We start from the raw sequence: 11,381 nt of genomic DNA, 5'->3' as shown, positions 1-11,381 counted from the left end.
AACCTGTAAATCATTTAAAGAAATACAATTAATATCCATTAATTTTGGTGTGTCAACTATTAGGTGGTTATGAAATTTTGAGAAAAAGAGAGTATTCGTGAGATAAATTAACTTTATAGAGGGAGGTTCAAATTTTGGACAGTAAAACAGATAAAACAGTCACTTTTTCAATTAGAACTACAGATATAAATTCAACAATTACACAAACTTTTACTTTTGAAGAATTAAAAATTGATGAAAATATGAGCACACAAGAAATTAAAAAGAAAGTTGATGAAATCTTTCAAGTATGGATTTTGGATAATATTAGCTTTTCTTGCATAATAGATGGCATAGAACTTGATGAAAACTAAAAAATAGAAATCTTTCTTACACATAAGATTAGTGTTCGAATAATGACTATTTATAGACCTCCATAGACCCAATAATGTTAAAAATCATTATTGGCTTTTTTATATTGTTAAACTTAAAACGCTAGCTAGATTACTTTACCGAACCTGTGATATTATAATCCTAAGGGCGCACTTATACACCGGATTGGTGTGTGCGGTTGCTTCGCAACAAAAACCATCCTTCCGAATGCTCGGAAGGTCAAAACCTAATTGCCTTCGGCAAGCCAAAACTACGTTTATCCAAACGGCAAAAATACAAAGCATCAAATTCTTCCTTTGGACTGAAAGAACTTGTATCTCTATCAAAATTAGAAGTTGCTTTGCTTTCTATTACTCTGTCCGTTTTTGGATCAAACGCGTCTCCACCAGAACCACGATTTAATTGAAAATCACTCACATAACAAAGTAAAGCTTCTGAAATTGTTTCTGGAATATTTACTCCTCTTGTATGCGACTTTCTAATAATTAAATCTAATTCTTTCCAAAGGAAATATGCTTGAATAGCATCATTAAAACGATCCTTATCAACTGTTACTAAATCCATAAATAGGTGTGTTATCCATTGCCATCGTACCATTTTCGCTTAACTGTGGATAGAACATTTAACTAAACCATCCTTTAGTTTTACCTGCCTTACCATAGAAAGCTTCCAAAATGTTGGCTATGAAGCCTTTATTAAACTTAATACTTTAGAAATAGCTGATGCCGTTTCAATCGTCTACCTACGATACTCCTGTATAGCTCTAATTGACTCCCATTAGCTGTGTGTCACGTCACTTGATGGATTCTTTAATAAATTTTTCTTATTGATTCTTTAGGCCTCTTTATTTTCTACTATGTCCTCCGCTACTAATCCTGGTATAGCACTTTCCTTTTCTTTCTTATCACTATCATCCACCACCATAGCAAATTCATTCGTAAAGTAGCATCCACCTGGTCCGTTTTATCAAATCACATATACAAACACAAAATAAAATAACAGACTAGCACGTTGTTGAAAGCACATCTAAAGTAGCAATGGCTGTAGTTTATCACAATATACAAATAATTAAAGGGCAAATCCTAAGCAAATGATTACCAGTTTTCAAGAAGTATATAACCCTACAAAACAAAAAAAGCGACACTAGGTGATTTTCCCAGTACCTTAATCAACACTAGTGCTTCTAATCGAATTAAAATACCATCTTACTTCGATCGGTTTATAGTTTATAAACCAATCCCACTTGCTGCATTATCATCAAACAGACTGACCTTTTTAATATATCGTTGCAACGAATCGGACCGTTTATGCCTAGTCTGCTTCATAATCTGATGCTCAGCCTTTCCTGCTTTTGCAGCCGTACTACAAAATCCACTTCTCAAACTATGAGCTCCATATCTATTTGGATCCAAGCCCACCTTTTCACTACAACTCTTCACGATCAGCCTCACTGATTGAGGAGTTAACCTTCCGAGTATATTTCCATGACGATCCAATCGACGAAACAATGGTCCTTCTGAAATGCCAGATACGGCCAACCAATCTTCTAAACTACGAACGGGACATGTTAATGGATTGCTTCCGTATGGGAGGGCAACATCCTGTCCTTCTCCTTTTTGGTCCGTTTTACTTTTATTTAAGTTAAGAATTAATCCGTCGCGAGTGATGGAGATATTTTCGATGTCTAACTGGACCAATTCACTTCTTCGTAAAGCCCCGGCCCAACCTATCACTAATAAAGCTCGGTTCCGTACACCAATTCCTTTATTCTGAGGAATCGCTTGGACTACTTGCCGAAGATCCTCAAGCCAAAGCGCATCTTTTCCTTCTTCTTTGATTCCGATCTTTCGCTGGATTCCGTCCCACACTCCTTTTACCAGGGCTGTTTTTGTAGGACTTGGATGTCCAGCTGTTTCATGGCGCTGTGAGATGGCGGTCATTTTCCGTTTGATGGAGGAAGCTTTTAATGTTTTTGCTAAAAACGTAATGTAATAGACAAGCGTTTCTGGGTCAGCTGGCAGTTCCAGAAATCCGTTCTTTTTACACCACTCGGAAAATTGGGTCCAATCGTTTCGATAGGCTCGTTTCGTATTTTCAGCTTTCGAGTTGGCCAAGTGATTTTTTGCTTCTTTCTGAAGCTCCAACATTTCAGTGGAAAGGGATGTTTCTTCCTGGACTTTCAATTCCAAACTCATGGATTTTTCTTCCTTTCTATGTAGTGATAACGTGGGTTATCGATAGTTAGATTACTAGTTTCATTGTACCTTATTCATGCGCAAATGAGTGTGTTTTTTAATATAAATCATAAATTCCCAATCATTATCCATACTTTGCTTGTTACCAGTCCCAAAAATATGATGGATGGATTGTTAAGATAGCAAAGGATGACATGGTTAATATGAGTTGTATTCCTGCCAGTCAGGGAGCGAAATCCTTGCTTATCGCACGCTTTCGCTCATGTGCTATTAACAAGTTTTGAATCTTGACGAAGAATCAGAAAAAACAATAGTGAGTTAATATAATAAGGAAAGTCCTGGTTCTATTTCGGAACTAGAGCTTTTGTCAAACTACGAAACTATATTTAAATAAAAAGTCAGTAATAAAGAGATTCACATTTTTCATCGTCAGCACGATTTCTTAATATTTACATTCTTAAATTTGGCTAAAGCTATCAGTAGCTTGTCCTATATATAAGTTTAATATCTTTTTTTTGTAAGTCCCAACTTTGAGAAAGTAAAGCAAGAACACCTTCATTTTCACGTAGCCCTATGTCTTCTTCAGCAACTCTGTTTTTGTCTATTTCTATCAAGTTTATTGAAACGGGTTTAGAAGATTCTATGGATTGAACTTCCTCCTCAACAATATCAACCAAGGTTACAGAAACATTCATTTCGCCATCCTTGCCAGATATAGCTATGTTATTTATAGCAAGTTTATACTCAGACGCCAGTTCATCAGTCACCTTCTTTTTCATTAAGTCAGTCACTTGTTGAGAAATCATATCGTTTTGAATTTGGTTAATTTTATTCGAATACTCATTAGTTTTTTCATTATATAAAAAATCACTCTCTTTGCTGATGTTAGTTTTAGAGAATAAATTATTGATATCTACCTTAAATATCGTTAGCACAGGTTGCAATAAGACAAGAAGGATAATTACACTAAGGACTGTTTTTACATACTTATTCCATTGCGAACTTGGTAATAGCATCTCTACCACATAAGCAAATAAAATTATTAATATTAACTGTTGAATCCAATTGGTTATTAACTCCATTTTCGCTCCTTTCAAAAACCGGAAAATATTTTTTCGTTTTTAATTTAATGGTTGAAATCTTCTTCTAATATATATGCTTAATATTATGAAGCTTAACCGTTATTCAGTCATTTTTCACATAAAGTTATAGAAAAGAGCCGCGTCAAGGGCGCGGCTCTTTTCTATAACTTTTATACAAAGAAAGCGTAATATCTTCTTTTCTTTTATGCATCTATTGTTTTTCTTCACTGCTCTCCGGACAAATAGCTCCTACACAAATTGGATATACATATCCAGTATATTTTGCCTTATACCCGGTAGAAGTTTTCTCTACAGAGTGCAAAGTTAACCATCCGGCATATTCGCCGTCACTATAGTAGTATTTGCTTGGCGGATAACTACTAAATTGTAGATTAATAAGAACATATTTATTCGAACTTTCGATTTGGCTAAATTCCTCTTTGCCAGTTGTTACTGATTGTGCAAAAGAATCATTAGCCGCAAACCCAAATCCCGAGAGAATTAACATTGTAGATAGCAAGACCTTTTTCATAACTTTCATTACTTATTCCTCCTTATTAACTTTATATTGTTCACTATATAATTCTTCACAAAATATGGAAGTCCTTCCAAAAATTAAAAAACATTTTATTAGTTTTGTAATTTTCCCCCCACTGGTCAGCTAATTCCTCTTTATTTTATAGACCTAGTGAAACTGATGATTATCTGTGATCTCAGCATTATTAGATAAACTAACTTTAGAATCAGAAAGCATTCGATAAACGAGAAATGTTCTTCCTGCTAATGCTTGAGCTTTTAGTGCTTCCACTTCAAATGAAATCGGCATTTCAGAGGCCACAACACCTACAACATGTTTTGATTGAGGAGCATGTGCATTTTGCTATATGGAGACATGAAAAACGATATTTTCCATTTTGGAAAACTTTGTATCTCCTCGTTAACCTTACCGATTTCTGGGGAAGTAGACGAAATTTCGACAACACCAAGTCTGAAGTGAAAAAAAGGTAAGCGAGCAATCGCTTCTCATTGTCCGTGGTACGTTGCTGATGGATGGAGAGCCCTAAAGTCTGTTTTTTCGCTATCTGTCATAAAAACCACTACCACGGACACAAACAAGGTCAAGAGTGGTGGGATTGTTGCTTTTCATTTATCAGGGTAAATGCTACAATATGGTTAACTACAAAAAACTTGGTTAACTTATTGGTAAAACTGTATCTAATGGTTAACCATATATGAGGTGGAGAAATGGCGGATAAAACATTTGGGGTAAAGGTTAGTGAGGAGTTGCATGAAAAAGTAAAGACTATGATTGAAAACAGCGGAGAATCTGCGAAAGAATGGTTTGAGAAAGCTGTCGCTGTTACTGAATTGCAGTCGATTAAACAAGGGGCGACTGATTACAGCCAAGATTTGAACGAGTTGGAAGTACATACTAGTCGAATTTATGAGCTTGTTTCTAATATGGTTCAACGGTCCATCTACATAAAAGACCATGCAGTAAAGGAAATTTCCGATAAGCTAGAGCAAAAAGAAGCGATCGTTGGTGAATGCCAAGAGAAGGTTAAAATGGCGGTAGAGGAAGCAAAACAGACTCAGGAAACGTTGAAGGTGGTAGAACAGGAGAAAAAGGAAGCGTTGAAGCAGCTGGAAGGATTGCGTGCCACTAATGAGAATAATCAGCTCTTAATTGATGAATATAAAGAAAAAAGTGATACATTAAGTGGCTTGGTTACTAAGTACAAAGAATTTGCGGATGAAAATGAAAAGTTAAAAGAGCGATTTTCTAAAGAACGTGAACGTCTACAATCCCAAGTGAAAGAAATTATTGTTCAAAATGATGAGTTACAAGACGAAGTTAAAGACTTAAAACAACAAATCGGGTTACTGAAAAATAGTCATGCTATTGAAATAGAACGTATTAATGAGAAAAAAGACTACGAAAAGGATAAGGCGTTGCTGGAGGTTGAAAGAGAATATCAGCTGAGGTTATTGAAGTCGAACGAAGAGTATAACGAGAAGTTAAAACAAATGTATGAAGAAATAAACTTTCTACGTAAGAAGTATGAGGAGAAAATCGAGCAATTGAAACAAGAAAGTGAAGGGGATAAAAAATAAAGGTAAATCCGGTTATTATCATTAGTAAGAAATAAAGTATTGTTTATTTAGACCGAACCTACAAAACAGGAATTGAATTTTTATGTATTTTTGGTTAACTATAAAATCCTGTTTTTTAAATGGTTAACATGTTTATGATGGTTAACCTGATATGAAAATAAATATATATATCCCCTTGATAGATAAGAGGGAAACATTAAGTGTCCTTTTTTTGCGGTTACTTACTTTGGGGGAGGGTTCAAATTTTGAATCCTCCAGTTGTTTAATGAGCTTATTTTTATGCTTTTAAATCAATATATCAAAATTTGATATAAGACAGAAAAAATAGGATGTTACAAGTATAAGGAGTATTTAGTAATGATCCTTCTATAATTGACGATCAACTAATTGTACAATTAGTGGTCCGATTATGGTCAGTGAATAGTTTTTTACCGAGCTTAATTTATAAAAAGTTGTTGAAAAGAGGTGCTTTTTTATGGATGCCGTTACTAAGTTTCATGTAGTTAAACTAAAACAAAAATTATTGGATATTGTTGTTTTGCTTCAACAAGAAAGTGCATACGGGAAAGAACAAATAGTTGAAGGTTTAGAGAAGGTAATTAGGGAACTTGATGGTTTAGATTTAGAGCTGAACAGAGCAAAAAGAATATCAATAGAACAAAGTTTGACAGAAGATGAAAGGGGAAAATTGAATGAACTCAAACAAAACATGTTAGTAGCTACATCAGAGATTGAAGTAAAATATTACGAAAACCAGATTCATGATTTTATTGATAAAGTACTAAAAGATAGAATTCTATTGGTTTAATTAAAGGCATATTGAGGTATAATTGTGTTGATCTACTGAGAGAAGAGCAGTGGTCCTAAGCGAGAAATAACCCATCATCTAACTGGACATTATTATTAGGCAGGGTGGGTTATTTTTTTGCTGAAATTCCCTGTAAGTAAGTTATTTTCCTCGAGCTACGCTGCTTCAAAAAATATCTGTCGTTCCCCCCTCTTAGTCATTGAATAAGGCCACAAATATAGTTTTATCTAGTAATAAATAGATGATTTTTAAATTAACTTTGGAAATCAATCTTTCTTTTTGATATAATTTAACTATATTTATTTTAACTTCTTTTTTTGTTGCAGTTCCTAGGCAGGAGCTAGCGGTAGTGTGTATTAAGCAAATGCGGCCTTTGGGGTCGATGAATTTTATTAAAAAGGGGCAAGTATGCCTTTTGTGGTTTTTAAACAATGCTAATCGTTACAAACGAGAATGGCAAGAGTGTGTGTAATAATCAATAGAGATTTTTTTCGACGGTTCTTATTGAATGGTCGTTTTTTATCTTATCTCTGTGAGGAATTTTATAATAATCAAAGTCCACGGCTTTGAGAGTGATTGTACAAAGGAAACAGTATCCTTGGTAGCCTCTCATTAGCTGTGGGCTTTTTTATTTAGACTAGAAGTCCGAGGTATTACAAGGGGGAGTGAGCAGATAAGTATATTTGTCGTATTTATCAAGCAGCCAAAAAGGACAAACAGAATGCAGACAGCTGTCAAGAGTCGATCGCCATTGGTAAAGCAGGCGGTTTAGAAAATATGCTACCAAACTAGAAAAAGAGGATTCAATCAATGGAATAATGATTGAACGACTGTAGCTCATGAAGTATAGAGCACCAGTATAAAATCTATTAAAAAGTTCTGTTTATGAAGGTTTAAACAGAGCGACTGAACTGATGGAATAAAATCAGACCAGTATAAAATGCTACCAGCCATTAGTAAGGGGACATCAATGGAATAATCGATGCCCGAAATACGTTCAGGATGAACGAGCCAAAATCTAAAACGTTCTTGTTCATGGAAGTCGAGCAGAACAAAACTGAATCATAGGAATTTAGGAACAGTAAAAACGCTAGAACTCCCAACGAGGCTTAATTGCTCGCCTCGATAAATAACTGAGCGGACTTCAACATGTAAGGTTGAATACTATCACTATCACAAATAAATACCACACCTTATGACGAACTATTTCATCAACACTATAGTTATGGGCTTCTGTTTTAGTCCTTTTGTTTTTCTTATATATCGAAAGGAGATAAATCATGGCAAGAAAAGGACGTAGTAGCATTGTTCACCAGGTATCACAAACAATTACAGCAATCAATCGAATTGGCGAATCAAAACGTGAAGCAAAGAAGAAGGGCACATCAGGTATCCATTCTATTAAACAAATTAAAGGGACCTTATCAGTTGCACAGAACTTTGTAAAATGGGTTAGAAATGAGTTTGGAATTAAAAGTATATATGAGCTAACCGAAGAACACTATACTGCTTATTTACAGTATTTAAAAGATCTAGAACGTTCTGCTGGACATAGGCAAAATGTAGAGACAGCTTTAAAACACATGCAGATGGGGATGAATATTCGTAGTAAAGAACTGGGACGGGAAGAAGTATGGTTTATTCCTAATAAGCGATTAACTGATTGGCGAGAGCTCAAGAAAGCTGAAAACCGCAGTTATTCTCAGAAGGAATACGAGAAATTGCTTCCATTCCTATCACAAAAAGTTCAAGCTGCAACTAAATTGATGAGATACATGGGATTAAGGGTAAGGGAGGCTTGTAACGTTAAGGTGATGCATTTTAAGACCGTCAGCCATGATGGATTAGAGTTGAGAATTTCAGAAGGTGAGGGCCGAGGAATTACAAAGGGCGGGCGATTTCGGAACACACCAGTTCCAAAACTTCTTATAAATGAAATCGAGAAAATGATGACCAATAAAGAACAGGATGAATTACTAATAGGGGTTAAGGAAGCAACTGTAAGAAAAGCTATTAACCAAGCCTGTAAAAAAGCTGGTATGAAGCAAAACGGCCGAGGGACCCATGGATTTAGGCACTTGTATTGTCGTGATAGATTACGAGAATTACTAGCAAAAAAAGGAATCGCAAACGAGGGAGAAGTGATGCTAGAACGTATTATGAATAACAGGGACAAAGGGCGAAAAGCTGATTATAGCATTTTAACAGAACAAGATATCAAAGTTTACAACTTATTAAAATCAGCGATTGACCAGGTGCACGAAGAAATTGGCCATGGTGAAGATCGGTGGGATCTCGCTGAACGATACATGCGATAAAAAGGAGGGATTTTTAGTGATTCAAGAAAAAACACTGGAAGAGCAACTACGTGAAGAGATTGAACGACAAAAGGCACATATTAAAAAACTTCAGGCTGACGTAGGGAAATGGAAGCGAATGGCCCGAGAACAAAAGCCAAAACCCGAATTTATAAGGGAGCAGCATGATGAGCGCGGTCGACATATTATCGAAATACACTTAAACGGTATCCCGGGTGATGTTGGCTACCTAGAGGCACTAGAGCATCTTAAATATGAAGTGTTGCCACATTACTACCCATACTATTATGTAGCTTGTTATCAGTCACAGAAATACGATGGATGGATTGCAAGGTTAGCGAAAGTGGACATTATTGACATGAGCTATATCCCAGCGAATCAAGGGGGTAACTCCAAAGAGATATTAAACAAATTTTATTGGGATCTTTATGAGCAATTAAAACGGTATAACCACTATTTTTCTTCTGTTGAGAATATAACGAAAGAAGATATAGCCAAAGTGGAGGGATTAGTCTTTTTAATTAATAGAATGATGGAAAAAATGCTGGAGACAGAATTTTAAAATTAAGGGATTCAAATTTTGGATTACACGGGTTATCAATTTTTTTATAGAACAGGCCTACTCCGTTTATATTGGCTCTATCGACCGAAAACATGATGTTATGAAAGCCTTTTTATTGTTTTCGCCAATTATTATTCGGCTAACCGTGAAATTCATACCATTTTGTCTATTAATCTAGAAGCTTGTCTGATAAAATAATAGACAAAGAAAAAACTCCCAATGGTTTGGCCGCCGCGGGAGTCTTTAGGCAAGGGATTCGTGTACCCTTTTATTTAATTGATGCTATTAATATAGCATAGGTACACGTCCTTTTCCAGTAGGGAGGAGGATTTTTTTATGGGAAATTTGAAAGAAGCGCAATATCACGCCTGGTTCCATCATCATGATTCGGACGGCTGGATCACTGTCGCAAAGAAATCACTTGGCGGATTCCAGCAAAGGTACTATAAACCTCAAGAACTGGCGAAAAGCCTTTCAGATTGGCTGGGAGAAGACGTTTATTTCAGCCAGAATACATTTTATAAGCCTCAAAGACAAATTCAAAATTTAAGGCAGTTAAAGTCCTTGTACGTGGACCTTGATTTTTATCTTTTTAATTACGATCCTTCCTGGATAATAGGGAAGCTCGAATATGATTTCTTTGGCCAATCTATTCCAGAGCCCAATATTATTATATTTAGTGGACAAGGTGTCGTCCTGATCTGGTTATTGGAGCCGGTTCCCTACCGTGCCCTACCGTTATGGCAAGCGTTACAGGATTACTTCTTAAATCAATTAAAAGACCTGGGCGGTGACTCAAAGGCGTCCGATGCAGCACGTGTATTTAGGCTTGCTGGGACTGTAAACTCTAAAAATGGGGCTGAGGTTCATGCGGAGTATCGTCATGATTACCGTTACGAACTACGTCAGCTGCAGCGTGATTACCTACCAGAACTCGAGGAAAAGAAAAAGACCAAGGGACGTAAGGGTAAGGTCGTGCGTGTGCACGCGGTTCGCTCTCTCCATCATGGGGTACAGCCAACATTTCGGAAATTTTGTACGCTAAGCAAAATTCGATATAGAAATAGCCAAATACCTGTACGTTAAGGAATTTGGCTTTATATGTTATAGGTTAATTTTTATTTAATGGTCTTAGAGAATTTGTGGGTAATCGATGCGAATCAAATTTATATTCTCCAAGAAAATTAATATGTTCCCATCCCAAAGGTGAAATATGTGGAAGCAATTCTTCCCTTAGAATATTATTTTTCTTAAATTCCTTTGTTACTTCACTTAAATACACAGTATTCCATACGCTAATTGCATTGATTAATATATTTAATGCACTAGCTCTTTGTAGTTGATCTTGTATGCCCCGTTCTCTGAATTCACCACGTTTACCAAAAAATAAAGCTCTAGCCAATCCATTCATGGCTTCTCCTTTATTTAGTCCACGATGTATCCTTCTTCTTAATGTTTCATTCGTAATATAGTCAAGAATAAAGATTGTTTTTTCAATTCTTCCAATCTCCCGAAGAGCTGTAGCTATTTTATTTTGTCTTGCATACGAACCTAATTTCCCCATGATTAATGATCCAGAAACTCTTCCTTCTCGAATTGAATGTGCTAGCCTTAATACATCATCAAAATTCTCTTTAATAACGTTTGTGTTAATCTTACCTCGAAGTATGCCTTTTATGTTTGGAAAATCGTTAGGAGAAGAAACGGTATATAATTTAGCATCACTTATATCTCTTAGTCTTGGTGCAAAACGAAACCCTAACAAATGACTTAATCCGAAAACTTGATCCGTGTAACCGGCCTTAATTGTACTAGTATTAGAAGTAGTTATTAACGTATCTTGCGATAGTAACTACTTCTTTTATATTTCATTAAAGAATTATTATTTGTACTATTAAATTTATGAATATATAGTATCTTACGAATTAG

At 35.6% G+C, this 11,381-nt stretch carries 10 protein-coding genes and 2 pseudogenes; 6 read left to right on the top strand and 6 right to left on the bottom strand.

All coding sequences use genetic code 11. The features are described from left to right. Positions 1-134: 134 nt before the first annotated feature. Positions 135-353, top strand: a complete 219-nt coding sequence (locus tag DZB84_RS24300; RefSeq protein WP_223254546.1) for a hypothetical protein — start codon at positions 135-137, stop codon at positions 351-353. Positions 354-591: 238 nt separating this feature from the next. Here DZB84_RS24300 and DZB84_RS24295 read toward each other — a convergent pair whose 3' ends face one another. The 5 genes and pseudogenes from DZB84_RS24295 to DZB84_RS24275 form a co-directional block, all read right to left on the bottom strand. Then, complete coding sequence (locus tag DZB84_RS24295; protein ID WP_189655363.1) at positions 592-936, bottom strand: Bsp6I family type II restriction endonuclease; 345 nt, start codon at positions 934-936, stop codon at positions 592-594. Between the two features lie 662 nt (positions 937-1,598). Then, positions 1,599-2,567: a tyrosine-type recombinase/integrase gene (locus DZB84_RS24290; RefSeq protein ID WP_223254545.1), complete on the bottom strand. Its 969-nt coding sequence runs from the start codon at positions 2,565-2,567 to the stop codon at positions 1,599-1,601. A 476-nt stretch (positions 2,568-3,043) separates the two neighbouring features. Next, positions 3,044-3,649 carry a stage III sporulation protein AF gene (gene spoIIIAF, locus DZB84_RS24285; RefSeq protein ID WP_116354864.1) on the bottom strand — a complete coding sequence of 202 codons (606 nt, stop codon included), beginning with the start codon at positions 3,647-3,649 and terminating at the stop codon, positions 3,044-3,046. 211 nt (positions 3,650-3,860) lie between these two features. Next, entirely contained in the window at positions 3,861-4,190 is a 330-nt protein-coding gene (locus DZB84_RS24280) for a hypothetical protein (RefSeq protein ID WP_116354863.1), read from the bottom strand. 144 nt (positions 4,191-4,334) lie between these two features. Then, a pseudogene (locus DZB84_RS24275) lies at positions 4,335-4,499 on the bottom strand (SpoIID/LytB domain-containing protein); the annotation flags it as partial. Between the two features lie 395 nt (positions 4,500-4,894). On the opposite strand from DZB84_RS24275, the gene DZB84_RS24270 reads away from it, so the two are divergent. From DZB84_RS24270 to DZB84_RS24250, 5 genes are all read left to right on the top strand, one after another. Further along, on the top strand, positions 4,895-5,764 hold the full coding sequence (locus tag DZB84_RS24270) for a nucleoporin Nup88 family protein (RefSeq protein ID WP_116354861.1): 870 nt from the start codon (positions 4,895-4,897) through the stop codon (positions 5,762-5,764). Positions 5,765-6,239: 475 nt separating this feature from the next. Further along, the gene (locus tag DZB84_RS24265; protein WP_116354860.1) at positions 6,240-6,572 is read left to right on the top strand and encodes a hypothetical protein; all 333 of its coding nucleotides are present in this window, start codon (positions 6,240-6,242) and stop codon (positions 6,570-6,572) included. Positions 6,573-7,852: 1,280 nt separating this feature from the next. Beyond that, on the top strand, positions 7,853-8,890 hold the full coding sequence (locus tag DZB84_RS24260) for a tyrosine-type recombinase/integrase (protein ID WP_116354859.1): 1,038 nt from the start codon (positions 7,853-7,855) through the stop codon (positions 8,888-8,890). 16 nt (positions 8,891-8,906) lie between these two features. After that, positions 8,907-9,452, top strand: coding sequence for a hypothetical protein (locus DZB84_RS24255; protein WP_116354858.1), 546 nt, complete (start codon positions 8,907-8,909; stop codon positions 9,450-9,452). 336 nt (positions 9,453-9,788) lie between these two features. Beyond that, entirely contained in the window at positions 9,789-10,538 is a 750-nt protein-coding gene (locus DZB84_RS24250; RefSeq protein WP_189655362.1) for a hypothetical protein, read from the top strand. A gap of 25 nt (positions 10,539-10,563) precedes the next feature. On the opposite strand, the pseudogene DZB84_RS24245 reads toward DZB84_RS24250, so the two are convergent. After that, positions 10,564-11,304 (bottom strand): annotated as a pseudogene (locus DZB84_RS24245) (Tn3 family transposase); the annotation flags it as partial. Positions 11,305-11,381 lie beyond the last annotated feature (77 nt).

The sequence above is a fragment of the Bacillus sp. HNG genome, assembly GCF_003400205.1.
GTDB lineage: Bacteria > Bacillota > Bacilli > Bacillales > Bacillaceae_L > Ferdinandcohnia.
This window is presented reverse-complemented; position numbering and strand designations above follow the sequence as displayed.

Coding starts and splice junctions, on each gene's coding strand:
- DZB84_RS24295 (WP_189655363.1), bottom strand. CDS start 936: ATGGATTTAGTAACAGTTGATAAGGATCGTTTTAATGATGCTATTCAA.
- DZB84_RS24290 (WP_223254545.1), bottom strand. CDS start 2,567: ATGAGTTTGGAATTGAAAGTCCAGGAAGAAACATCCCTTTCCACTGAA.
- spoIIIAF (WP_116354864.1), bottom strand. CDS start 3,649: ATGGAGTTAATAACCAATTGGATTCAACAGTTAATATTAATAATTTTA.
- DZB84_RS24280 (WP_116354863.1), bottom strand. CDS start 4,190: ATGAAAGTTATGAAAAAGGTCTTGCTATCTACAATGTTAATTCTCTCG.
- DZB84_RS24270 (WP_116354861.1), top strand. CDS start 4,895: ATGGCGGATAAAACATTTGGGGTAAAGGTTAGTGAGGAGTTGCATGAA.
- DZB84_RS24265 (WP_116354860.1), top strand. CDS start 6,240: ATGGATGCCGTTACTAAGTTTCATGTAGTTAAACTAAAACAAAAATTA.
- DZB84_RS24260 (WP_116354859.1), top strand. CDS start 7,853: ATGGCAAGAAAAGGACGTAGTAGCATTGTTCACCAGGTATCACAAACA.
- DZB84_RS24250 (WP_189655362.1), top strand. CDS start 9,789: ATGGGAAATTTGAAAGAAGCGCAATATCACGCCTGGTTCCATCATCAT.